The following is a 25682-nucleotide window of genomic DNA, read 5'->3' as shown; positions in this document are numbered from 1 at the left end:
TACGGCCGAGCCGCTATGCCGTACTGCCCGGCAGCGGAGGCCTGCATTGGGGAATGTCGACTGGCATCAGGCCACAGGGACCGTACCTGCCGAAGAAATATATGTCGGCGCCGACTCCGACCACGCCCGCCGCGCCACCGATGCCGCGTCCGACGTTGCCGCTGGGGCCCTTCGGCGGTGCCCCGCCGGGCTTTCCGGAAGGTTCGTCGAACAGTCCGGCGGGCGGTGCGGGCTGCACCTTCGGCGTTGTCGACTTGAGGGGACGCTTCGGTGCGGCCGGGGCGCCCTTGAGCGGCGCTTTCGCATGGTTCTCCCCATAGACCACGGGCGCGGCGCCCGGCGCTTCGTAGACGACCCTAATGCCGAGCCGATCGGCGGTCTTTCGCAGCAGGGGAGCGCACTGCGTGCAGGATTCGCGCCCTGGCTCATTCACCGTGATATAGAGCGTGCTGCCCGGCTTGAGGACGCCGGCTGACTCGTACCACTTGACGACCCGGGGCTCGACGTGTTTGTCCCACCGGCTGGTCTCGCCATCGAGCGTGCCGCCACCGCTCCGGAAATTGTCGTCGCTGGCGATCAGATTCCCGTCTTTGTCGTACACCGTCGCCGCACCGAACAGCGTTGTTTCTTTGACATCCCACCCGTATACGGGGTCGAACTTCACATCCTTCGGCGGTATGACGGTGTTCCGATAATAGTCGAACCACTTACTCGAACGGATCTTCTCGGTAGTCCACTTGCCGCCCTTGTTCGTGAGCTTGTAGCCCCCGTCGTCGAACAGCGACGGCTCGTCCCAGCCACTGTTGCCAATCAGCGGCTTGAGCCCGTCCGGGTCGGAGAGTGTGACCGGCGAGTTGTTCGAGTAGGCGTACGCGTTCCACTGCTGAGGATCGTTCAGGTCCTGCACCGGGTCGACGGAGATGAATCGGCCGATGTCGGGGTCGTACTCCCGGGCCCCGAGATGGGTCAGCCCGGTGTTGTCTCTGATGCCACCGACAAAGCCCTTGCTGTTCGGCCAGAGCGGCGTCCCGCCGCGGGACTCCCCGAAGGGTGTCTGCCGACGGATCGTGGCCTGCTGGGTCGCGGCGTCGATAGCGACCGTCGCGGTCCCCTGATGGTCTGCGGACAGCCAGGTCAGCCCGGCCGTGGTGCGGGACGCGATCGTGGCGTTGCGGTAGGTGTAGTAGCGAGTGCAGGCCACAGTGTCGGTTGCGGTGGTGTAACGCAGTTCCTGGCCGGGGAGGTAGAGCGTCCTGCCACTCGGATCGCGCCGGATCAGCCGGTTGCCGTCGGCGTCGTAGATGTATTCCGTAGTGCCGGTCGAATCGACACTGTTGGCCAGATGCCCCTCCGGATCCCAGGTCAGCGTCTGGGTGCCCGCAGCCGAGGGCCGGGTCAGGGTGTTGCCGGCGAGATCGTACGCGTAGCCGACGGTGGTCGCGCTGGCGCCGATCGTGGTCGTCCGTCCGGTGACCGCATGCGGTCGCGCAGATCCGGCGTCGGGATAGGTGTAATCGACCCGCCGACTCATGCCGCCGGCGGAGGTGGCATGATCGTTTTGGCTCAGCCGGTTACCTGTGACGTCGTAGGTCCACGACTGCCAGTACGGAGCGGGACCGCCCACCCGCGCGGTGCTCGGGGTGTCACAGGTGCCGGAGGTGGGCGTCCATGCCTGATTGAGCCTGCGCAGGTGGTCGTACTCGAAGCACTGATGGTCACCCGTGGCCACGTCGCTGACCCGAGTGATGTTGCCGGCGTCGTCGTATTCGTACTCGGTGTTCGCCACGGTGAACGGCGAGACGGACTGCCGGTCGGTGCGGACCGCAGTGAGCCGGCCGGTACCGAGTTCGTGGGTGAACGTCTGGTCAACCCGCGCCCCGAGCCCAGTGTGCACTCCGGTGTAAAGCTGGAGCGTGGTGACCTGCCCGAGAGCGTTGTAGCCGGTCTGGGAGACATAGCTGAGAGCGGTGTTGTTGAAGTTGCTGTTCGCCCTGACCGGCATGCCCGTCGTCTCGTCGTACACGTACGAGACGGACTCGGCCGGCAGGCCGGCGGTGGCTGGATAGTTCCGGGCGGCGATGGTGCCGTCGGCGTTGTACGAGGTGCCGAACGTGTAGGTGCCGGCGAGACCGGTCTCCGTGGCGGGAATGATCACGGACTGGTCGGTCGGACGATAGGCGTCGTCGTACGCGGTTATCCGCGTGGTGTAGCTGGCGGTGCCGACGAACCGAACCGACTGGTAGAGGTGGCCCTTGGCGATGGTGTCGTAGGTCCAACGCGCCCTGGTCCCCACGCCGGGCTGCTGCACCGCGGTGCGCCGGTTGAGCGCGTCGTAGGTGTAGGTGAGCCGGACATTGCGGGCGTCGACGGTCGAGGTCAGCCGTCCACCGACGTCGTATCCGCTCGTGGTGAGCCCCTTGTCCGGATCGGCCGCAGTGACCTGTCGGCCCCGCACGTCGTAGGTGTAGGACCAGGCGTTGCCGGCCGCGTCGGTCACCTCGGCGAGTTGGCCCTTGCGGTTGTAGGAGTAGCTCGTGGCGTCGTACGTGCCGGTGGGAGTGCTGGCGTGGTATTGACGGACGGCCACGGTGCGGCCGTGCGCGTCGGTGACGGTCGAGGCGGCGGTGCCGCCGGCCGGAGGTGTCACGTCGGTTCGATCTCCGCCGAAGGATCGGCTGGTCCGCCAGCGCTCCTCGCTGTAGGAGTGGAAGATTTCGGCGGTCGGTCGGCCCGTGCCGTCGTACTCGGTCGTGGTCTGGTTCGCTATGTCCTGCCAGTCGGTGGCGGTGGTCAGCTCGGTGCCTGGGGCGCCGGCGGCGTGGTAGGCACCGTGGGTACGGACCGACCGGCCCGCCGTGTCGTAGAAGGTGTCCGTGAGCAGGCGCCCGCCGGAGGCGGACCATGACTGCGTCTGGCGTGGACGCAGCAACCCGTCGTAAAGGGTGTGGGTGTCCAGGTAGTTGCCGGCCGCGTTGAGCGTGTGGGTGCTGACCACGCTGGGCGCGTCGTTGCGGAGGAGGTAGCTGTACTTCGTGTTCGCGGTCTGCGTGTTCTTGTCCCGTCCCGCTTCCCAGACCGCGGTCAGCCGGCCCAGGCCGTCGTAGCCGGTCTCCGTACGCTTGCCGTTCGGGTCGGTGATACTGGTGGGTACGCCCCAGGCGGGCTCGATGGTGGTGGTTGTCACGTGATCGAGCGGGTTGGTGACGACCGTCTGGGTGACCAGTCCGAGGCCGGCCGGTTCGTAGACGGTGGTGATCTCGTTGTCCAGCGCGTCCCACGAGTTCGTGATGCGGCCCTGTGCGTCGTAGGCGGCTCGGCTGACCTGGTCGTAATCGGGGTTGCCCGCGTTCCACGCGTTCGCGTTCTCGGTCTTCGTGACCAGGCCTTCGGTGGGTGCGGTGCCGTGGGCTTGGTTGTCGTAGGTGGTGCGGGTGTCCGAGATCAGGTCGGAGTCGGTCAGTTCGGCGTCGTCCCCAGCTGCCCTACACGGCAGCGCGAATGACCGGACCCGATGGCTGAACATCAGCAGCCAGTCGTTGGTGTTCCGTGGCTCGTAGGTGGACCGCGTGCAGATCTCGTCGCCGGTGACGGCGGTGTCGCCCGAGTCGTCGACCGCGGTCGGCATCCCGTAGGCGTCCAATGTGTTGCGGATCGTCCGGACCCGCTCGCCACGTCCCCCGTCGAGGGTGGTGCGTTCGTGGCTGGCGAGGGTACCGGTGTAACGGGCGTGCACGGCATCGCCGTTGACGGTTCGGGAGGCGGTGGGAGGCGACTGCCATGGCTCGTGAACCTGCTTGGAGACGACCGCGCCGCCGGGGCCGTCGAAGACCGTGGTCTCCCGGGTCATGCCGGCGTAGGCGTCCTCATCGTTCACGGTGGGCACCCCGGTACCGGTGACCGGGACGGTACGGGTTCCGGAGGCGGCCCGGTCACCATGCATACCGCGGAAATAGGTCGTCTCCTGGTACGTCTGCTCGCCGGCATCGCCCGTGATGACGGCGACCTTCGCGTAGCCGCGCCACACGGACCAGGTCTTGTCCTTCTTCTCGATCAGACCGTCGTCGTCGCTGTAGTGCCAGGCCGGGTCGCCCAGGTACCGGTAGGTCGTCACGGTGGGCGGGCTGCCGTTCGGCGGCGCACCGCCGGTGTTGTCCGCCTGGTAGACGGTGGTGACGAGGTACTTGTGGAAATAGTCGACGACCGGGTCGTCGTACCCTTCCGGTGTCCAGCGCACCGGATAGCACAGCAGCGTGTTCGAGGCCGGCTCGGACGGCACCCGGGTGCCCGCCACACAGTCCGGGTCGCTGTACAGGACGCTGAGCGTGCCTCCCGTCTCGTACCGGATCTGCGAGATCCGCCACCAGTTCATCGCCGCCGCGAAGTCGATCGTGTCGACCCGATTCTCCCGCTGCACTCCGGCGAACTCGACGTCCGGGACGTTGACCGCGGTGCCGACCAGACCGGTGTGGGACAGCTTCGACAACCACAGGCCGGCCCGGGTGCCGTCGCCCGGGTCCGGGAAGGTGTGGGTGAGCGTCCACCGCTCGACGTCGCGATAGTCCGTGCCGTTGCGGATCCGCGTGGTCACCGTCTTCAGACGTTTGGTGGACCAGAACGTCGGGCTGAATGTCTCACACGTCGACTCGGTGCATTCCTGGTCCCAGGGTGTGTCGGGCCAGTGCGACTCGTCGTGCGTGCCGCAGCCGGACAGGCACCGGTCGTCGACGTCGAAGTCGACCCGGGCCGGTGCGTCGCTGGTGAAAATGCTGTCGACGTCGCCGGTACGGCGGGTGGCGTAGTCGATGCGGTCGAGGTAGCCGCCGCGGACGTAGCTGACGACGTCGTCGGAGTCGACGTTGCGGGCATACTTGTTCGTCTCGGTCTGGTACCAGTAGGAGGCGGAGTTGCCGTGCCGGTCGACGACGTAGTCGAGGTTCCACCGCCACGCCTGGTGGCAACTCGAGTTGGCAAAGGCCGTCGCATGGCACGGTTCGTTGACGTGGTTGCCGTACACCGGGACGGTCCAGGTCGAGTTCGTGACCGGTTCGCCGCTGCTCCAGCCCGGCAGCCGGTGCTTGCCGAACCAGTACTGCACCCCGTCGCCGGTGGTCACCACCCAGTACTCGCCGTTGTTGTCGCCGTTACTCGCGCCGGTGTGCCGCTGCACCCGGGAGCCGTCGTCGTTACGCAGCCGCCATCGGTCCGTCGCGGCGTTGTAGATCAGGTCGCCGGAGTGGCCCCCGAGGGACAGGACGGCGTTGTCCGTCGCCCAGCACAGGTCACCGGTCTTCTTGGTGTTGTTGGCGTCGTCCTCCATGTCCTCGGCGCAGCCCTCGTAGCGCCGCTCGATGAACCCGCCGGCGGTCGTCTCGAACCCCTCGCCCAGCCAGGAGGGCTGGTTGTTGGAGGCAGCGTGCCGACCGTCCACCGACTGGGCGGAGTAGGCCAGGCCCACGGTCGGCACTGGCCCACCCGGGGCCGGCGGCACTCGCATCGGGTAGGACCAGGTGAAGTCGCCGGAACTGCCGCCGGCGGTCCAGGTCGACGAGGGTTGAAGCGAGGTGGCGGCGAAACTCCCTGCCGGGCCGGTGGATGCCGCCGATACCGCGATCAGGGCGGACGGAGCGGTCACACCGGCAGAACCGGCCGGCAACGGCACGGTGGCGGCCACCGTGCCGGCCCGCGGATCGTTACGTGACGGTAGTGGCGTGATTGCGGCACACTTCTGCCGGGGCGCCGCCAGCATGCATTCCGGTACTAGGGTCAGCCGCAGCCGCGACGCCCAATCCGCGCCGTACGCGGTGCGGAACTGACGGTAGTCGATGGTGATGTCGACCGCTGCGGCCCGTACGTCGGCGTCGGCGCGGCCGACCCGCAACAACACGCCCCGCACGCCGGCCCGCTCGGTGCTGTTCCGATCCAGCACCTGCACCCGTACCCTGGCCGGCGCCGGGCCCCGGTCTGCGATCCGCGGCGCCCCGACCAGCACCGGCAGCGCACCTGCCCGCGCCTGCGCGTTGCCGGCCTCGTCCGCGCGCGCCTGGACCGGCACCCGGGGGACCGACGTCTCGGCACTACCCGGCGTCGGCCAAGCCGGCGCAGGCTTCCTCGTCCCGTCCGGCATCGGGGCCGTCGCGGGCGGTCGGGCCGGCGCCACCCGGGTCACCGGTACCGGCTTGTCGGGCTGGGCCGCCGGCGCCGTGTACTCCGGGCTCGGCTCGGCCCGGGCCGTTCCCTGCGCTAGGCCCAGGACGAGCACAACGATGGCGAGGACGGCCCTGGCGCGACCGGCCCGACCGACGGTTCGGGCGGATACGTGTCTTGCGGTACGGAGCAGAGCTGACGGCAGGATTGACTGCACCGAGAACCTCCGGGAGCGCGCGGTCGGCGGGGTCGGGCGGTGTCAGGGACCGACCGGGCTGATTCGCAGGCCCAGGCCGGGATGGAGTACCGGTTGGCGGTAGGTGTACTGCAGCGCGACGGTGCCGTCGGCGTTCTCGATGCCGATGGTGGCGCCGCCGCCGAGCTCCAGGTAGGTGCCGTCGTTGTCGGCGTAGGCGAAGGAGTAGCCACCGGCCTCGTCGAAGATCACCTGGAAGGTGATCCGGGTGGTGGGATCCTCGTAGGAGTGCACGTCACGCCACTCGACGACAAACTGCCGGCTCGGCGCTGTTCCCCGGGTCGCGGTCCGCACGCTGGCGGTTTGGTCGACCACCCAGTCGTGCCAGAACGGGTAGACCGCCGCGTTCGGCTCCTCCGGGCTCTCCGGTGAGGGGATCGGCCAGGCATCGGGCGAGGGTTCACCGGGGTCGATCAACGAGACGAGTCCGTTGGTGTCCACCCACCCGGTGCCGTACGACTGGCCGTACAGCGTGACCGGGAACGGCAGATTAACCTGCCGGTACGCGTCGTCGCCGGTCAGCGGCAGCACGGTGGTGTCTGCCGGCACGTACGGCACCGCCTGCTCGGCCAGGAGGTAGCCGGCTCCGGCGGGAGTGGCCGCCACCGCGAAATCGAGCGTGACCTCCGTGTTAGTGCCGACCGTGGCCTGCCCGACCTGGGATCCACGGCAGGGCTGACCCGATGGCATGCTGGTGACGACCGCGTACGTACCGGCCGTGACGTCACCGACCTGGTACGTGCCGTCGGCGCCGGTCGTGGTGGACTGGCCAGCCACGGCAACGGTGGCGTCGGCGACGGGACTGCCCTGGCAGGTGACCGTGCCGGCGATCGTGCCGGTGCCGGGCGGGTTGGGCGCGAAGTGGACGCCCTGGCCGCTGGCCAGTACCTGCTCGTTGAAGGCGTACTGGAAGCCGATTGTTCCAGAGGCGTTCTCGATGCCCACGAGCGCGCCGGAGCCGCGCTCCCGCGAATTCGCGGCGTTGATGTCGGCGTAGGCGAAGGTGACCTCGCCGCCCTCGTTGAAGATCACCTCGAAGGTGACCCGTGCCGTCGGGTCGGCGGCGTGGTGTACGTTGCGCCACTCCACCACCCACTGCCGGTTCGGCGCGGAGCCGCTTACCCGGGTGGCGATCCGGGCCTGGGCGTCGACGACCCAGTCGTCCCACATGGGATAGACCGCCGCGTTGGGTACGCCTCCGCCGTCGGCGACGGGATAGCGCTGGGTGTGTAGCCGATCCAGCCGAAGTACATCGGATCACGGAAGGTGATCAGGCCGTTGGCGCTGATCCACGCCGAGGTGTAGGTGTTGCCGTACAACTTCACAGGGAACGGCGGATTCTTCGGCCAGACCGTGTCGGCCCCGGACCAGTCCTCGACGACATTGCCGGAAATGAACGCCTGTGCGCCGGTGGTGCACTTGTAACCGAACTCGTCCCCGTCGACCATGACCGAGAGATCCACGTCCGACACCCCGCCGGTGTGGCTGACGGACTCCGCGGCATGCTGGCCCGCGCAACGGTTGTCCCCCGTCGACACCTGCACCGAGTATTCGCCGACCGGCAGCGAGGTGAACTGGTAACCACCGTCCGCGCCCGTCGTGGCGGTCGCGCCGCCGGGGCTCAACGTCACGGTCCGCCCGGCCAGCGGCGTGGAGGTGACCGCTGTGGTCACCGTGCCACTGATCGTGCCGGCCGGGGCCGGGGTATAGGTGATGGACGAGTTCGGCGTGAGCGCGGCCTCGTGGTGCGAGTACTGGGCGGCGACCCTGCCCGATGCGCTCTCGATTCCGACGGTGGCAGCCCCGCCGTGCTTCCACGGGGTGTCCATGGCGCCGTAGTGGAAGACGATCCGGCCGTCCTCGTGGAATGCCACCTCGAATGTCACCCGGTCAGGCGCGAAGTCGTAGATCAACACGTTCCGCCACTCGATGACGAGCGATCGGTTGGGCGCAGTTCCGGACACCTGGGTACGGATGCTGGCCTGACCGTCGATCACGAGGTCATCCCAGAACGGCGCCACCACGGCGTTCGGCGCCGAGGTGTTCGGCATGCTCAGGTTGTTCCAGAGGTTGGTTCCCACCGTCGGGCCGAAGCTCACCAAGCCGTTGGTGTGGACGAAACCGGACGAGTAACTGCGGCCATGCATCATGACCGGGAACGGCAGGGTGATCGGGGCGGTGGCGTCGTCGCCGGTCAGGTTGAACACGGTCGACGCCGCCACGTACCCGGACGCGCCTACCGAGCAGGCATAGCCCAGCTGGCCGTAGTCCGGCCCGAGCCGTAGATTCTGCACGACGTCCGCAGTCAGTTCCACCTGGACGGCGGCGACCGTGGGGCACCGGGTACCCACGCTCGCGGCGACGGTGTAGCTATCCGCCACCAGGTCGTCGAACCGCCAGGCCCCGCCGGCACCGGTCGTCGCCGCCAGGCCCGATGGGTCGAGCCGGACCGTGGCTCCGACCACCGGCGCACCGGCGGCGTTGACCAGCGAACCCGACAGGTCGTAGACCTCAATGGGGCTGCCCGCCTCCGGGTGGTCGAACACCACCGCCTGACCGCTCGCGAGTACCGCCTCACCTGCGGAGTACCGCAGGCCGTCCTCGCCGGCCGGCGCCTCGATCCCGACCGCCGCCTGCGCACCGCGCTCGGCCTCGTTGTCCAAGCCGTCGTAGTTGGTTGTCACTGTGCCGTCCGCGGCCAGGATGACCTCGAACGACAGCCGCTGCGCCGCCGACGCCTTGCGGTGCACGTTGCGCCATTCGATCACGAAGCGCATGTCCGGCCCGGTACCGGTGGTCGCGGTCCGCACGCTCGCCGCCGCGTCCACCACCAGGTCGTCCCAGAAGGGCGCCACCAGGGCGTTCGGTGCGGCGGGTGCCGGCAGCTCCGTGCCGGTGTACGGATGCGAGCCGCCCGGGTCGGTGAACGACACCAGTCCGTTCGTGTCGAGCCAGGCCGACCGGTAGGTCTGGCCGTAGAACGGGAACGCGAACGGCAGTCCCACCTGGGCGACCGCGTTGTCTCCGGTCAGCGTCACTACCGTCTGGTCGGCTGCCTGGAACGCAGTCGGCTGCGCCGCACAGGTGTAGCCCAGCCGGTCGGTCACCGGGGCCAGCATCAGATCCAGCATCGTCTCGCCGGCGATTTCGACGTTGTCGGCGACCGCCTCCAGGCCGCACACGCCGCCATACGTCGCCCGGACCGTGTGGACGCCGGCGTTGAAGCCGGTCACCGTGTACGAGCCGTCCGGGGCCACGACCGCCGAGCGCCCGGTCGAGCCGACGGTCACCACCGCTCCCGGCAACGGGGTGAACTCGGTGTCGGTGACGAACCCGGTCAGGGTCGCCGGTTGTGTCACAGTCAGCCGGGCCTGGGCCGCGACCGGGGACTGCCGGCCGTTGCCGTCGACGGCGACGGCGTAGATGCTGACGGTCCCGGCCGTCCCGGTCGGCAGGGCTACAGTCACCGGGCCTCCGGCGGCTGCGGGAGTGGCCGTCTGGTTCAGGGTGTCGGAACCGATGCTGTACCGGTACGACGAGATGTTGGTGTCGTCGCCGGACCCGATGATCGCGGTGGCAGTGCCGCCGACCGGCGCCGTGTCACCGGGAAGCAGGGTGATCGTCGGCAGCAGCGGCAGTGGTAATGGCAGCAGTTCGGACGAATTCACGACGTAGTTGTAGAACCGCAGGTCGTCGACGGCGCCGGTGAAATAGCCGTCGGCTGTGCCGTTCCACATCCGTCTGCCGATGGTGAGTGGTCCGCTCGTGTTGAAGGTGCTCGGTGTCGTGGCGGTGGTCGTCTGGAGCGTGCCGTTGACGTAGAGCCGGACCTGTCTGTTGGCCGCGTCGTAGACACCGGCCAGATGGGTCCAGCGCCCGGCGACGGGTGCCGCGTCGGAGGATGCGTGATAGAGCCCGCTGTCGTCCAGGTCGGCGGTGCTGACGCTGAACCGCCATCTGTTGGTGTCTGCGCTGTAGCCGAGCATGAATGGGGATTGACGGGTAGCGTCGGCGGCGACTGCGGTACGGAAACCGGTCACGCCGGTCGTACTCGGCGCCCGGACCCAGGCGGCGACGGTGTAGCTCGAGTCGGTCCGGACCGGCATCGACGCCTCGGTGACCGGATCTGTCGTTGACACCGGCCCGGTGGTCGAGCCGTGCGCGGCGCCGTTCAGTTCAACCGCGTACCCCACGCCGCCGCGCCCCGGGACGCGGCTCGCGTTCGCCGACAGTGTGAGCGTGTTGCCGTGTCCGCTGGCGTCCGTGGCGGGACCGCTGCCCTCGTCGAACGTCCAGGCGGCGGCGGGCCCCGCGCCGGCCCTTACCTTGAAGGTATAGAGGTAGGGGTCCGGCGAGTACCACCCTGCCCGGTCCTTGGTCCATACCCGCAGCGTGTGTACCCCGTCCCGAACCGGTCGATAGCTGACCGTCACGGGCTGCGAGCCGGATGCGGAGATTTGGTTCGCCGCCGACGGCTGCTGACCGCTGTCCAACGTCCAGGCGTAGCCGGCGACCTCGGCGTTCCCACTGGCTGGGGCCGCGATGGCAAACTCGCCGCCGATACCGACTCCGCCTTGCCCGGGCGTAGTCGGTGAGTCTGGCGGGTAGTCTGCCGAGGTCACCGAGGAGGGCTCCGCCGGCGGCGTCACGTCGACCGTGAACTCGCAGGTGGCGGACCAGGCTCCGGCGGTGCGCGGATCCAGCGTCTGAGCCTGCCACACGTAGCTCTGCCCATCGACAAGTCGGCTCGCCGGGATCGGCCTCGACACTGTCGTGTTGTTGCCGGCAGCCTGTGAGACCCGGTTCGAGGTAGTACGGCTCTGGCCCGCCTGCCACCAGTAGAACCAGGTGGTCAGCCCCTGGTCGTTGTCAGGGTCGGTTTGCTTGGCAGCGAGGGTCGGCGTCAACGTCCGAACGTAGGGACGGCTCGCGCCGGTCGCGCAGGCCTTCCCGTCCGACAGCCGGTTACTCGGCGCGACGGGTGCCGTGTTGTAGGTGATGGCCAGCTTCGGGGAAGCGTGGTTGAAGCGCTTCCACTGACTGAGCGTGCCCTCGCTGGCGGCACGCAACCCCACTGTCAGGGTCGACCAGTTGTTGGCTGCGGCTCGGGTCACCATCGCGGTCGCGTTGAACTCGACAGTGCCCGGACCAGCGCAGCCGTGCGCCGAACCGACCTTGCGATTCGCCGCACTCTGCGCCGTGTACTTGCCGTCCCAGTACGGCTGGTTATTCCACGTCGTGCCTGACGATATGCCTCCGGTAAGCCACAGTTTCGCGTTCGACTTGGGGTTACAGGTCCAGGAGTGCTTCTGCTCCACCCGGAACTTGGCATCGATGATCTGCTTGCCGCGGACCACGGAGGTGTTCATCGTAAACAACGACCGGACGATGTGGTCGGCGCATCCGGAGCAGTCCTCGGTGCGTCCCGCGCCAGCCGAGCCGTGTGTCGAGCCGTTGTTCAGCGCCGTCGAGTTCTTCCAGAACGAACTCGACTTGTGCTTGCTCCACACCGAGGTCCAGGCGTTACCCGAGATGTTGCCCGTCCAGGACGGGTCGATGTAGATCGGCAGCACGGTGTCTGGGGCGGTCAGCAAGTTCCGGTTCGGCGTGATCGTCAGGGTATTGCCGTCGACCCGGACTGGCATCACCGCGGTGCCTACTCCATTCCGGGGCTCGTCGTCCTCGCTCGGAGTCCGCGCCGCTGCACCCCGGGCCGGCTTGGTCTTCGGTTGGGACCGATCGCCGATTTCGTCGGGAGCCGGCTCGACCGTTGACGATCCGTCGGTCCTGGAGGAGTCCCACATCAGGGGGGCCGGCGCCGCGAACACCGTGCGCCCTGCGGCGTCCACGGCGACGAGGCCGCCTCCTTCGGCTGTCGAGACCGCGACCCCCTTGGTCGACAGGCCGAATCGGAGCGACGTCAAATTGGGGTTCGTCGCGGCATCCCGGGTACGAACGACCAACAGCTCGCTGAACCCCTGCGCGTGTGCGGTGACTCGAAGGTCCACGCCGGGCAGTACCTCGGGGTAGGTCGCCGTGTCACCCCTGACCACCGGCACGGGGAGTGCGGCGGGCCAGGTCATACCCAGCTCTCGACCTTGATGGGTCAGGCGGGCCAGATGCCCAACCCCGCCGGCGGAGAACACCATCGGCAGCACCGTCGCCCGGGGAACGACACCTCGTTCGGTCACCTTCAGCGTCGTGTCGACCGGTACCCAGGAGCCGCCCTTGCGTACTCGTACCGGTTCGATGCTCTCCTCGACAGTCCGGGAGCCATCGACGTTCAGGTAGTTCTGGGAGAATTCCGTCCGTTCCGACAGGACCTCCACCCGCCGGTTGCACATCTCCACCATCGCCCGGGCGGCTGCGAAGTCCGGTTGAGCGTCCGTGCATGAGGGTGTCGGCGCGGGCGTCCGTGCCGTGGCGGGTGCTGCCGGAACCACCAGTATCGAACCGATCAGCGCGGCGACTGAGAGCGCGATCGGTACGAAACGGCTCCGACGTACAACGTTCCCCGACCCACGACGTACACGATCGCCGGACATGCAGCCTCCCCCGAAGGCTACGGAAAGTAGTGATCAGGTCACATCATATTGGCGACGTCCATCGATATCTAGAATCGAAAGATCTTGATGCAGACATACTTGTCCACATTGGTGGGATACCAAAAGCGATGGCAGCGTCACCTTCAGGTGGGACATGTCCGTATGTATAGTGTGATTCGGCCTCTCACCAAGTGATGAAGGTCACATCACCGACGCGTCGGGCGATCGGGCGGTGGTGATCAGGGCTTCGAACTGTAGGTGCCTCCAGTCCGAGGGTCGGTGACTTGGCCGGCACGGTGGGTCGGCGGACGTAGTCGGCTGGCGAGCGCTCGAGATGGCGTCGATGACGCAGCCCCGGTAGAACCAACCACGATCGACAGCCGGCGGGACACCGTTGAGGGCTGGTACCGGCGTACGTCTTGCAGCCAGCGCACGTACCGAGGGAGTGCTGGGAAACCCAGATGACAGGGGTTGCGGAATCGTGAATCTTGGTGCGATGGCAAGCGCGGACGACATGAGCCACGCCGAGAACTGGGCGGGCGGGTTCTACGAACTGATGCTGGCCCTCGGCCCAACCGACGACGCCAGGTTCGACCGAGCCATGAGGTCTCTGTGGCGGGCCGCCGGTGTCCGCGAGTGCCGCGTAGGGCCCGGACTGGTCGAGCCGGTACGTACGGCGCACCAGGCAGTTGCGATCCTCGCCTGGCGCGAGCACCGGGCGCAGCATCCCTCCAGGCTCGCAAGAACCACCCCGAAGCCACGCAGTTGCGATCCGCGCACGGCGGGCGCAGCAGACACTGAATCCGCATCGATCAAAGACCTAGATTTTCAACAACCTCCGACAGTTCTGGATTGAGACGGCGCTGTCGGCGGCTGTTGGGCCCCGGCTATCACCCGCCGGGGATGTCCCTCTCGGGGACAGGCGTCGAGCGGGTAACCCGGCGACCGATCCGTACGTAGCGATACGGGCCGGCACCGCCGTACTACACGGTTTTGCGCCCCACATTTCGGCCCAGGCATCCCGGACAGCCCGAGGAGCAGAAACAATCCCTGGTCAGAGGCGATTTCTTCGGACGCTTCAACACTGGTCGCCGAGGCGTAGTGTGGGGCGCTGCGTGCCCATGGCTGTGACCACAAGATCACAGAGAATCGGCGCCAGTCGATGACTGATGCCGATTCACCTGCACAAACACAAGGTGGAGCCGAGGGGACTCGAACCCCTGACCCCCACACTGCCAGTGTGGTGCGCTACCAGCTGCGCCACGGCCCCTTGCTTTACTGCCTGCCCGGTCTCCCAGGCACCCGCGCAATAGTACACACCCTCGCGGCCCGGGTCATCCGAGGGGCTACCGTGCCGCCCTGGGTCAGTTGAGCAGTACGTCCGGCGGGAAGTGCGCGACCGCCGCCATGATCCCGCCCTGCCGGCGGAGCACCATCGGCCACAGGTCGTCGGGGCGCTCCATGAACGCGTCGCCGGGCAGCGCGTCCAGGACGAACCACGAGCCCCGGGCGACCTCCTCCTCGACCTGCCCTGGGGACCAGCCCGAATAGCCGGCGAAGACGCGTATCCCGGTGACGGAATCTCGGAGCCGGTCCGGGTCGACCGAGAGGTCCACCGTGCCGACCGCCCCGGTGACCTGGTGGATGCCCTTCACCCGCTGGGTCGGGGTACGCATCCGGGCCAGGCAGATCGCCGACTCCGGCTGCACCGGACCGCCCTCGAAGAGCACCGCCGGGTCCCGGGCCAGTCCGCCCCAGGCGCCGAGCACCTCGGAGACCGGTACCTCGGTGGCCCGGTTGAGCACCACCCCGAGTGCACCGCCCGCCTCGTGGGCGACCAGCAGCACCACGGTCCGGTCGAAGTTCGGGTCCTTCAGCGCAGGAGTCGCGACCAGCAACTGCCCGGTCATCGACTCCATCGACCGTCCCCCGATCGCCTGCCCCTCGCCGAACACGCCAGCCACCGCTACTCGGCCGGCCCGAGGACCAGGAACCACTCCCCGGACCGCCGCCGCGTCTCGTCGTCGGTCACCACGACCCGGCCCTTCACCGGCCTCGCCGGATCCGCAGGATCGATGGTGATCCTGCGCGCAGTAAACGCCATGCCACGCACCATAGCTTGCGGCACTGGTGCTGGTTAAGGTCTGTAGGGCTAGTCCACAGAGCGCTTTGACGACAATTGGCAGCCCGGATGAGCGCTGAGCAGGAGAGGCGGGGGCATGGGTCCGCAGGCGGAACTCGCGGTGATCGGCGGATCCGGGCTCTACGCCCTGCTTGAGGAGGCCACCGAGCACCGGGTCGAGACGCCGTACGGGCCGCCGTCCGATCCGATCACGGTGGCGCAGGTGGCGGGTCGTACCATCGCCTTCCTGCCTCGGCACGGACGCGACCACCGGTTTCCACCGCATCTGATTCCCTACCGGGCGAACCTGTGGGCGTTGCGGTCGCTAGGCGTACGCCAGGTTCTCGCCCCCTGCGCGGTCGGCGGGCTGCGGCCGGAACTCGGCCCGGGGACGTTCGTGATTCCGGACCAGCTCATCGACCGGACGAGTGGCCGCGCAGAGACCTACTACGACCGGGGCGCGGTGCACGTCTCGTTCGCCGACCCGTACTGCCCACGAGGCCGGGACACCGTGCTGGCCGCCACGGCCGCGCACGGGATCGAGGCGCAGGACGGCGGCACGATGGTGGTGGTGGAGGGGCCCAGGTTCTCCACCCGGGCCGAGTCGCGCTGGTTCTCCGCGATCGGTGGCGCGGTCATCAACATGACCGGGCACCCGGAGGCGGTACTCGCCCGCGAGCTGGCGCTCTGCTACACCGCCGTAGCGCTCGTCACCGATCTCGACGCCGGAGTGGAGGGTGGGCACGCGGTGACCCAGGAGGAGGTGTTCCGGGTCTTCGGCGAGAACACCGCGCGGCTGCGCGAGGTGTTGCTCGACGCGGTCGGCCGGCTCTCCAGCGACCGCGACTGCCCGTGCCCGCACAGCCTCGACGGCATCAAGCTGCCGATCGACCTGCCCTGAGCACGGCCGACACAGCCTCGACGGCATCAAGCTGTCCTGCGCACGGGCGCGGCTGGTGTGGAGGTCCGGTCAGGTCTCCCCGCCGATGTCCGTCTGGTACGCCTCGTAGACCAGGTCCGCGCCGCGCTGCCGGTGCCGGGACAGTTCCCGGAGCAGATCGGTGGCCCGGTTCCGGAGTTCGGTCACGCCGATCTCCGGCAGGTCGACCCGACGTTGCAGCGCGGCCATCGTGGCGACCACCGCCGCGTGTTCCCGGATCAGCACGTGTACGCCCCGAGCCAGTCGTGGCGCGTGGTCCAGCAGTTCGGCGTAGAGCCCGTCGGGTCCCTCGGTACTCACCACGTGCTCGGCGAGAGCGCCTCGCAGTCCACCCAGGCTGGACCGGACCCGGGGTCGCCAGCCGGGATCCCGGGTCGGTGCGGCGATCGCCTGCTTGAGGAGGTGGATCTCGCCCAGCAGTGCGGCCCGGCGCCGTCGGGCCGTCCGTGCCGTCGTCGACCCGGTCGGCGTTGCCGGCGACGGCGGCGCGGACGGCACGGAGATCGATAGTTGGTGCTGGTTCGGGTCGGTCGGCATGACCACCTCCCGCAGAGCGGCACCTACCGGAAACGTAACCCGATGGTGCGGCCCACCGTGCACCGCTGTCGACCCTTGCGGCCCGGCTCATTTGTCCCGTACGTCCCATCGGACGCAGTGGCCCCACCAGCCACGGCGACGGCTGCGAGTCCGTCGGGGCGGTCAGACGTGCAGAAGGCGGCGCCCCGGTCCTTCCGGATCGGGACGCCGCCGATGTCGTGGAGGTGCCGGGAATCGAACCCGGGTCCTTCGTCGCCTTGCCAGGGCTTCTCCGAGCGCAGCTCGCTATGCCTCTACTCGGCCCCTCCGATCACGCGAGCGAGTCGGTGTGACGGGCCCAGTCGCTGATTAATCTCGCCGCACAGACCCCGCGACCGGGTCCGGTTGGCCAGCCTCCTAGCTGATGCCGGCTAACTGGGTCGAAGGCACTCCCAGGCCGACAGACTTGCTACCCGCCTCAGGCGGCGAGAGCGAAGTCAGCGCGATTCTGCTTGGCGCTTATTGGTTTCCGACGAACGATTCTCGAGACGACGTCGGCTTCCTCGGCTCGCTTCCCCTGCCTTAACGTACGAAGTCGAAACCAGTCACCCCCTGTGTCCCACTGGTCCGGACGCGGACCGGTGGAGTTTCCGCACCGCCTGTCGGCGGCTACCCCAAGCCTAACGCCTCGCCCCGCCGACTTCATTCCAGATACCGCCCCGCCACACCGCTCGAACGGACGATCGGCGGTAACATGCATCACAGCCGTCCCAGATGCGACTCCGGGGCCGGGACGGCCGGACGGCAGGACGAGCCGGTCAGCCCATGCCCTTGCCACGCCGGCCGGCGATCCGGGAGATCTCCCGTTCGGCGTCGCGCTTGGCCAGATCCTGCCGCTTGTCGTATGACTTCTTGCCCTTGGCCAGGCCGATCTCGACCTTGGCCCAGCCGTCCGAGAAGTAGACCGAGAGCGGCACCAGGGTCAGGCCGCTCTCCTTCAGCTTGCCGATCAGCCGGCTGATCTCCTGGCGGTTGAGCAGCAGTTTGCGGGTACGCCGGGGTTCGTGGTTGGTCCACGTCCCCTGGGCGTACTCCGGGATGTGCATGCCGTGCAGGTAGATTTCGCCGTCCCGCTCCTGGGCGAAGGCGTCGACCAGGGACGCCCGGCCGGCGCGCAGCGACTTGACCTCGGTGCCGGTCAGCGCCATCCCCGCCTCGTAGGTGTCGAGGATGGCGTAGTCGTGCCGCGCCTTGCGGTTGGAGGCGACGACCTTCCGCCCCTTCTCCCGTGGCATCGGCACACACCCCTTCCTCGTCGTACCCGTGGACAACCGCGCAATGCTACCTCGCGACACAGGGCCCCTGGCTCGCGCTTTTCACGCGCGCCAGGGGCCCTGGGGTTGATCGACAGCCGCGACCGCGGCGGAGAGCTAGACCCTCAGGTAGAACCGCAGCGTCACCCAGGCGGTGACCGCGCTGACCAGGCCACCGACCCCGGCCATGAACGGGAACATCAGCAGCACCGTGCTCCACTCGATCGGTGTGAGCAGGTCGGTCAGATCCCGCAGCGAGCCGTCGAGCAGGAAGATCTTGCCCAGCACGAGCGCGCCGAACCCGATGATCGCGCCGAGCAGGCCGGCCACCACGGCCTCCAGCACGAACGGTGCCTGGATGAACCAGTTGGAGGCACCGACCAGCTTCATCACCGCGACCTCACGGCGCTTGCTGTAGGCGGCCACCTGGATGGTGTTCGCGACCAGCAGCAGCGCGGCGATCGCCATCACCGAGGCCGAGACCAGCGCCATGTTCTGGATCGCGCCGAGGATGTTGAAGATCTGTTCGAGCAGTCGGCGCTGGTCGATGATGTCGTCGATGCCCTCGCGGCCCTTGTAGGTGTCGAAGATCTTCTGGTACTGCTCCGGGTCGACGAGGTTGACCCGGAACGACTCGGGAAGCTTGTCCGCCTGCACCGCCTTGACCAGGTCGGGTGAATCCGCGAACAGCTTCTGGAAGCGTTCGTACGCCTCCTGCTTGGACTCGTACTTGACCTCCCGGACGAGCGGGTCGCCCTCCAGGTCGGTCTGCAACTGGGTGCGCTGCTCCTCCGTCACGCCCGCGACGAGGAAGATCGACACCTCGATGTCCTTGTAGTACGCGTCTTTCATGGCGTCGACCTGGAGGTACATCAGGCCACTCGCGCCGAGCATGGTGAGTGAGACCGCCATCGTGATGATCATCGCGATGGTCATGGTCACGTTGCGCCACAGCCCGACCAACACCTCGGACAGGACGTATTTCAAGCGCATCGGGGGGTTCCTTCCGGATCTCCGCAGGAGTCGTTCGTCGTCGATTCAGGGCCGGTGCCGGGCGCGACCGAGGGCTGGCCGCGGCGGCACGACGGGGCAGGTCAGCCGTAGACGCCCCGGGCCTGGTCACGCACGATGCGACCACTCTCGATCTCGATGACACGACGGCGCATCTGGTTGACGATATTGGAGTCGTGGGTGACCATCACGACCGTGGTACCGGTGCGGTTGATCCGGTCCAGCAGGCGCATGATCTCGATCGAGGTGTCCGGGTCGAGGTTTCCGGTCGGCTCGTCGGCCAGCAGGATCAGCGGCCGGTTGACGAAGGCCCGTGCCACCGCGACGCGCTGCTGCTCACCGCCGGAGAGTTCGTGCGGGTAGCGGTGTTCCTTGCCGCCGAGCCCGACCAGCTCCAGCACCTCGGGCACGACCCGGCGGGCGACCGCCTTGGTCTTGCCGATGACCTCGAGGGCGAACGCGACGTTCTCGTACGCGGTGCGGTTGGGCAGCAGCCGGAAGTCCTGGAAGACGCAGCCGATCGAGCGCCGGAAGTTCGGGATCTTCCAGGAGCGCATCGAGGTGACGTCCTTGCTGTTGACCATCACCCGGCCCTTGTTGGGTGTCACCTCGTGCAGCAGCAGCTTGATGATTGTCGACTTGCCGGAACCGGAGGGACCGATGAAGAAGACGAACTCACCCTTCTCGATCGAGACCGACACGCTGTCGAGCGACGGCCGGGACGCCTTCGGGTACGTCTTCGTCACTTGCTCAAGCTGAATCACGGGTGGTGAGTCTACGCGTCGTAACGAAAAGGCCAAGCCCGGAGCCCGGCCTGTCCGAGCCACATTTATCGCGAAACTGCACTGCGTCCGGCGGTCCTCACGCCCCGCACATGGAAACGATCACCGATGTCGACGCACCGCAGCGACATGGACGCGAGCCGTGTTCACGCCGCGTCACCGGCAAGCTGGCGCTGCTTCCGCCAGCGGATGCCAGCCTCGATAAATCCGTCCAAATCACCGTCGAACACCGAAGCCGGGTTGCCCGTCTCCTGCTCCGTACGCAGATCCTTCACCATCTGATACGGGTGCAGGACGTACGACCGCATCTGGTCCCCCCACGACCCGGCCGCGTCGGTCTTCAGGCCCTCCAGTTTGGCCTGCTCCTCCTGGCGCTTCCGCTCCAGCAGCCGGGCCTGGAGCACGCGCAGCGCGGACGCCTTGTTCTGGAGTTGGGACTTCTCGTTCTGGCAGGTGACCACGATGCCGGTCGGGATGTGCGTGATCCGCACCGCCGAGTCCGTGGTGTTCACGCTCTGTCCACCCGGCCCTGACGAACGGTAGACGTCGACCCGCAGCTCGTTTTCCGGAATGTCGATATGGTCCGTCTGTTCGGTGACTGGCAGCACCTCTACCCCGGCGAAGCTGGTCTGCCGGCGCCCCTGGTTGTCGAACGGGCTGATCCGGACCAGCCGGTGCGTTCCGGCCTCGACACTGAGCGTCCCGTACGCGTACGGGACCTTGACCGCGAAGGTGGCCGACTTCAGGCCCGCCTCCTCGGCGTACGACGTCTCGTAGACCTCGGTCGGGTAGCCGTGCCGCTCGGCCCAGCGCAGGTACATCCGGAGCAGCATCTCGGCGAAGTCGGCCGCGTCCACGCCACCGGCGCCCGCCCGGATCGCCACCAGCGCCTCCCGGGAGTCGTACTCCCCGGACAGCAGGGTGCGAACCTCCATCTCCTGGATGGCCTTGGTCAGCCCGCCGATCTCCGTGGCGACCTCGCCGAGCACCCCCGCGTCGGCCTCCGCCTCGGCGAGTTCCAGCAACACCCGGGCGTCGTCGAGCCGACCGCGCAGGCTCTCCAGCTTGGCGATCTCCCCGTTGACGTACGAAAGCTTGGAGGTCACCTCCTGCGCGCGGGCCTGGTCGTCCCACAGGTCCGGCGCGGAGGCCGCCTCCTCCAGTTCCGCCTTGGCCTGACGCAAGCGATCGACATCGAGGACGGCCTCGATGTTGCGGAGCGTAGCGTCAAGATCCTTGAGTTGGTCGGCGTATTCGACAGCGGTCACGACAGTCAAGAGTACTGGTCGTCCGCGGGACCGGGTCGTCGCCGGGAGCGTTGCGCTTCGGCGCGTCCGCCGGACCGGCCGGCCGGGCCGGATCCGGATCAGACCGGGGCGCTCTTCAGCCAGGACAAGGCAGCCCTGTGGTACGCCACCGCGAACTCCAGGGCGGCGGCACCGTACGAGTCACCGGCCTTCTTGGCGTCCCGGGCCTGCTCCCGGGCTGCCGCGAGCGCCTCGGTGTGGTACTCGTTGGCGCTGCTCACCAGGGTGCGCAACTGGGTGGCCGAGTGCTGAGGGCCGAAGGCCACCCGGAGTGCGGTCGGGTTACGCACCGTGTCCCGCCCCGGCGTCTCGGTGAGCCAGCGGGAGAACGTCCGTTTCCCGGCCGCCGTGATCGCGTACGGCTGGCTGGACCGGGGGCCGGGCTTGCCGAGCCGGACCAGTCCCTGCTCGGCCAACGCCGGCAACTCCCGGTAGACCTGGCTGCGGGTCATCGACCAGTACGGCGCCAAACGCCGCTCGGCGGCGGCCATCAGCTGGCCGCCTGTCATCGGTCCTTCGTGGAGCAGCCCGAGCAGGGCTGCCGCGGTGGGATTGATTGCAACATCCGCCATGCCCTCCACGCTGCCACTTTGCCGGCGCCGCGTCCAGGATTTGGCACTATCCGCTGGTTCGTCGTCTCCATTGTGCACTGTTCTGGGACGACAGTCGGATGAGGACGATCGATGAATCGGGGCTCGCCGGGCACGGCGGAGCCGACCACCCGACGGCCCCGTACCGCCCCGGCGGCCCCGTCCCGGCGCCACCCCGGCGGCCGCACCGCGCGGGTCCGATCACCGTCGGTGGTCGGGGCCGTCAACTCCGGCGGTCCGGCGGGATCGGGTACCCCTGGAGCCCGCTCCCGCGCGCTGCCCGGTCGACAGCCAGCCGCACCTCGGCCGGGGCAAGTGTCAATTGCGGAGGTTAGTCAACTTTCATCGCTTATGTGGGCTTTTGCCGGAAGGCGCCGTCTGGCCGTCCGCTCCACCGATGGGTGGCTCAGCGACCGGCACAGGGCAGGCACCCGCACCGGTCCGGGCCGTCGAGGCTGGACAGCATCCTGCCGTACGCCTGGCCGGTCCTCGCCGGGGGCGGGCGGTTCGGCGAACGGGGGCAGGTCGGCTCCGACCCGGACCGCTCCAGCCGGGCCTCGGGCTCGCCGGGCGGCGTCGTACCCGGCTCCTCGGGACCGACCAGCGGATCCTGGCCGCTCTCCGGCGCGTCCGGGTCCCCGGGTCTCCGGGTGTCGCCGGGTACCGGGACCGTCCCACCCGGTGCCGGCTCGCCGTCGACCGCCCCGGTCGGACCGGCCGACGGCACCCCGTGGCCGGTACGCGTCGGCCCGGCACCGAACGTCGGCGGCAGGCTGCCGGCCGGCGACCCGGCACCGTCCGGCGCCGATCCCACCAGACTCGGTGCGACGGGGACGGCTCCCCGGTGCCGATCGGGCACCGTCCCGGCACCGGTCGGCAGGGCAGCCAGCACTGCGGCGGTGACGATCGCACCGGCACCCACCAGCACGGCCGCAGCGGGTGACCGGCGGCACCGGCCGAGATCCGGCACCGCCGCCGGGCCGGGCGACGCAACAGTGTCGACCGCACCGGACCAGCCCCGTCCGGCGAGTACGGAAGTGTCCGGCCGGCAGGGGGCGCGGGCGGCGGCCGGGGCCGGCGAGCGGCCGACCGGGGCTGTCCCGGTGGCCGTGCCGGCGGCCCGGGGCCACCAGGTGACCTGGTTGGCGGCGGGCCGGGGCAGCGCGGCCAAGCCGTCCAGCGCCGGCTCCAGGCCCCGTAGCCGGACGGCGGCCCGTGCCGCGTCGGGGCGGTCGGCCGGATCGGCCGCCAGGCAGTCCTCGACGAACTGCCAGACCACCGGCGGCAGGCCGGACGGCGGCACGGGACGGCAATACCGGTGCCGGTCGAGTATCTCGGCCGGCGGCCCGCCCCGAAACGGGCTACGCCCGCTGACCAGTTCGAAGAGCACGATGCCGAGCGCGTACACGTCGCTGGCCGGACTGGGTGCGGCACCGTCGACCACCTCCGGTGCCACGTACTCGGGAGTGGCCTGGGTGTTCGGCCAGGCCGGTCCGGCACCCACCCGGCGGGCCGCGCCGAAGTCGACCAGCCGGACCAGGCCGCCGTCGGCCGGCACGACGAGGTTGCCCGGTTTGACGTCGCCGTGCACGATGTCCCGGCCGTGCAGGTAGGCCAGCGCACCGGCGAGTTGTGCCGCCACCTCGGCCGCGATCGCCGGCGGGACCGGTCCGGTGCGGCGCAGCCGCCGGCGCAGGTCCTCCCCCTCGACCAGTTCCATCACCAGCACCCGGTCCCGCCCGTCCCCGAGTACGTCGCGGGGGCGTACCAGGCACGGGTGGTCGAGGCCGACGACAATCTCCGTCTCGGCGACGAACGCGGCCACCAGGTCCGGCCGGCTCGCGGCCAGCGGGCGCAGCATCTTGACCGCCACCGGCTCGCCGTCGCGCAGGTCGACGGCCCGCCAGACGACCCCGGTCGCGCCGGCGGCGACCTCCCGGGTGAGCCGGTAGCGGTCGTACAGCACCGAATCCATCACATGCCCTCCCCTGACCCCGGGTCGCCGTCCGTCCCACCGTCGCCGGCTGACGAATGGTCACCTTCCGCTGTCCGGGAGTGACGCTAGGTCGATCAGATCGGGTGGCGAGCCGGCGCTGGCCGGGCTGGCACGAACCGGGGACGCCGGACGGGACGGCTGGCACGAACCCGGGACCCGACACCCGGCCAGACCCGCGACGGAACCGGGGCCCGGCGATGTGCCGGGCCCCGGGTGTCCGAGCAGGAGCCGGATCGCGGCCCGACTCCCGTCGACCGCCGCCGGCCCGATCGACCTGAGCCGGGACGCCGTAGTCGGGAAGGGTCGATCAACCCATGACCGCCAGGAGTCGCGAACGGGGGGTCAGCCCATGTGCGGGTAGCGGTGGTCGGTCGGCGGGGCGAAGGTCTCCTTCACGGTGCGCGGCGACATCCACCGGGCCAGGTTGTGCCAGGAGCCGGCCTTGTCGTTGGTACCACTCGCCCGGGCACCGCCGAACGGCTGCTGCCCGACCACCGCACCGGTCGGCTTGTCGTTGATGTAGAAGTTGCCGGCCGCGTACCGCAGGGTCTCGGTGGCCCAGTCGACCACTCGGCGGTCGGTCGCGAAGATCGAGCCGGTCAGGGCGTACGGGGCGACCGACTCGGCCTGCCGCACCGCCTCCTCGAACCGCGCGTCCTCGTAGACGTGCACCCCGAGGATCGGCCCGAAGTACTCGGTGGTGAACGACTTGTGCCCGGGGTCGTCGCACTCGAAGAGGGTCGGCCGGACGAACCAGCCGACGGAGTCGTCGGCGGTGCCGCCGGCCACGATCCGGCAGGCGGGGTCACCGGAGATCATGTCGAGTGCGGCGGTGTGCCGGGCGAACGCCTTGGCGTCGATCACCGCACCGCCGAAGTTGGTGAAGTCGGTGACGTCGCCGTACGCCAGCCCGTCGGCGGTGGCGGCCAGCCGGTCCCGCAGGCCGCCCTCCCAGAGCGAGCGGGGCACGTACGCCCGGGACGCGGCCGAGCACTTCTGCCCCTGGTACTCGTACGCCCCGCGGATCAGCGCGGTGTGCAGTGCGTCCACGTCGGCGCTCGGGTGCGCGACCACGAAGTCCTTGCCGCCGGTCTCGCCGACCAGCCGGGGGTAGCCCCGGTAGTTCGCGATGTTCTCGCCGACGCCCTGCCACAGCTTCTGGAACACCTTCGTCGACCCGGTGAAGTGGATGCCGGCCAGGTCGGGGTCGGCGAGGGTGACCTCCGAGACCGCGATGCCGTCCCCGGTGACCATGTTGATCACGCCGGGTGGCAGGCCGGCCGCCTCGAAGAGCCGCATCGTGAAGTGTGCCGCGAACTGCTGGGTCGGTGCCGGCTTCCAGACCACCGTGTTGCCGACCAGCGCGGGCGCGGCCGGCAGGTTGCCGGCGATCGCGGTGAAGTTGAACGGCGTGACGGCGTAGACGAAGCCCTCCAGCGGCCGGTGGTCGAACCGGTTCCACACCCCGCTCGACGACAGCGGCTGCTCGGCAAGGAGCTTGCGGGCGAAGGCGACGTTGAAGCGCAGGAAGTCGATCAGCTCACAGGCGGAGTCGATCTCGGCCTGGATCGCCGTCTTGGACTGGCCGAGCATCGTCGCCGCGTTCAGGGTGTCTCGCCAGGGTCCGGCGAGCAGGTCGGCGGCCCGGAGGAAAACGGCGGCACGGTCAGCGAAGGACAAATCACGCCACATCGGGGCGGCTTGCTTCGCAGCCGTCACCGCCGCCTGCGCATCCGCGTTGGTTGCGTTGTGGGTGACCCCCAGCACATGCTGGTGCCGGTGCGGCGCTACGACGTCGATCGCGGCACCCGCGCCCATCCGTTGCGTACCGCCGATCGTCATCGGCAGTTCGAGCCGTTCGGCTGCCAGCTCGCCGAGCCGGCGTTGCAGGCTGGCCCGCTCGGCGCTGCCGGGCGCGTAGTCGCGGACCGGCTCGTTGCGCGGCTCGGGTACGGAGAGAACGGCGTCCATGGGATTCTCCTGGGCGATCTCGACAGCGACGGCGAAACCGGACCCGCTGGTGCCGACCGGTCGGCCGGGCACCTCGACCCCGTGCCCCGGAGGATGCCGGGGGTACGGGGGCGGGACCTGCGCCAATCCTTACATGGTTACCGCCACCAACCCGCTCGCCGGTGGGCGACCACGGCGGCAGCCGTACCG

14 protein-coding genes, 1 tRNA gene and 1 other RNA gene are annotated in these 25682 nt (G+C 69.0%); 1 reads left to right on the top strand and 15 read right to left on the bottom strand.

All coding sequences use genetic code 11. The features are described 5' to 3' along the window. Nucleotides 1-13 precede the first annotated feature (13 nt). From R6Y94_RS39850 to R6Y94_RS39825, 6 genes are all read right to left on the bottom strand, one after another. Nucleotides 14-6052: an RHS repeat-associated core domain-containing protein gene (locus tag R6Y94_RS39850; RefSeq protein WP_318402079.1), complete on the bottom strand. Its 6039-nt coding sequence runs from the start codon at nt 6050-6052 to the stop codon at nt 14-16. A 351-nt stretch (nt 6053-6403) separates the two neighbouring features. Next, nucleotides 6404-7570: a carboxypeptidase-like regulatory domain-containing protein gene (locus tag R6Y94_RS39845; protein WP_318402078.1), complete on the bottom strand. Its 1167-nt coding sequence runs from the start codon at nt 7568-7570 to the stop codon at nt 6404-6406. Then, nucleotides 7519-12729: a LamG-like jellyroll fold domain-containing protein gene (locus R6Y94_RS39840; RefSeq protein ID WP_318402076.1), complete on the bottom strand. Its 5211-nt coding sequence runs from the start codon at nt 12727-12729 to the stop codon at nt 7519-7521. The genes R6Y94_RS39845 and R6Y94_RS39840 overlap by 52 nt, the downstream gene beginning before the upstream one ends. A 1413-nt stretch (nt 12730-14142) precedes the next feature. Next, nucleotides 14143-14215, bottom strand: a tRNA-Ala gene (locus R6Y94_RS39835). Between the two features lie 94 nt (nt 14216-14309). Next, nucleotides 14310-14900 (bottom strand): YqgE/AlgH family protein, encoded by a 591-nt coding sequence (locus R6Y94_RS39830; RefSeq protein WP_318402109.1) that lies wholly within the window; start codon nt 14898-14900, stop codon nt 14310-14312. Nucleotides 14901-14911: 11 nt separating this feature from the next. Further along, a complete protein-coding gene (locus tag R6Y94_RS39825) occupies nt 14912-15049 on the bottom strand; it encodes a hypothetical protein (RefSeq protein ID WP_318402074.1) in 138 nt (45 codons plus the stop codon). A 115-nt stretch (nt 15050-15164) separates the two neighbouring features. Between R6Y94_RS39825 and R6Y94_RS39820 the strand changes: the two genes are divergently transcribed. Next, a complete protein-coding gene (locus R6Y94_RS39820; protein ID WP_318402072.1) occupies nt 15165-15968 on the top strand; it encodes an S-methyl-5'-thioadenosine phosphorylase in 804 nt (267 codons plus the stop codon). Between the two features lie 69 nt (nt 15969-16037). On the opposite strand, the gene R6Y94_RS39815 is transcribed toward R6Y94_RS39820, so the two are convergent. From R6Y94_RS39815 to pruA, 9 genes are all read right to left on the bottom strand, one after another. Then, entirely contained in the window at nt 16038-16544 is a 507-nt protein-coding gene (locus R6Y94_RS39815; RefSeq protein WP_318402071.1) for a hypothetical protein, read from the bottom strand. A gap of 216 nt (nt 16545-16760) precedes the next feature. Beyond that, nucleotides 16761-17136, bottom strand: a transfer-messenger RNA (tmRNA) gene (ssrA, locus tag R6Y94_RS39810). A 205-nt stretch (nt 17137-17341) separates the two neighbouring features. Then, nucleotides 17342-17818, bottom strand: coding sequence for an SsrA-binding protein SmpB (gene smpB, locus R6Y94_RS39805; RefSeq protein ID WP_318402069.1), 477 nt, complete (start codon nt 17816-17818; stop codon nt 17342-17344). Nucleotides 17819-17953: 135 nt separating this feature from the next. After that, nucleotides 17954-18829, bottom strand: coding sequence for a permease-like cell division protein FtsX (ftsX, locus tag R6Y94_RS39800; RefSeq protein ID WP_318402067.1), 876 nt, complete (start codon nt 18827-18829; stop codon nt 17954-17956). A gap of 101 nt (nt 18830-18930) precedes the next feature. Further along, nucleotides 18931-19611: a cell division ATP-binding protein FtsE gene (gene ftsE, locus R6Y94_RS39795; RefSeq protein WP_318402065.1), complete on the bottom strand. Its 681-nt coding sequence runs from the start codon at nt 19609-19611 to the stop codon at nt 18931-18933. A 164-nt stretch (nt 19612-19775) separates the two neighbouring features. Beyond that, nucleotides 19776-20897, bottom strand: coding sequence for a peptide chain release factor 2 (prfB, locus tag R6Y94_RS39790; RefSeq protein ID WP_318402063.1), 1122 nt, complete (start codon nt 20895-20897; stop codon nt 19776-19778). Between the two features lie 98 nt (nt 20898-20995). Then, nucleotides 20996-21508: a PadR family transcriptional regulator gene (locus R6Y94_RS39785; RefSeq protein ID WP_318402062.1), complete on the bottom strand. Its 513-nt coding sequence runs from the start codon at nt 21506-21508 to the stop codon at nt 20996-20998. 424 nt (nt 21509-21932) lie between these two features. Beyond that, entirely contained in the window at nt 21933-23501 is a 1569-nt protein-coding gene (locus tag R6Y94_RS39780) for a protein kinase domain-containing protein (RefSeq protein WP_318402060.1), read from the bottom strand. 363 nt (nt 23502-23864) lie between these two features. Continuing rightward, entirely contained in the window at nt 23865-25493 is a 1629-nt protein-coding gene (gene pruA / locus R6Y94_RS39775) for an L-glutamate gamma-semialdehyde dehydrogenase (RefSeq protein WP_318402058.1), read from the bottom strand. Between the last annotated feature and the right edge of the window lie 189 nt (nt 25494-25682).

This window comes from Plantactinospora sp. KLBMP9567, assembly GCF_033446045.1.
Lineage (GTDB): Bacteria > Actinomycetota > Actinomycetes > Mycobacteriales > Micromonosporaceae > Plantactinospora.
Note: the sequence above shows the minus strand (reverse complement) of the source record. Positions and strands in the feature narration are given on the sequence as shown.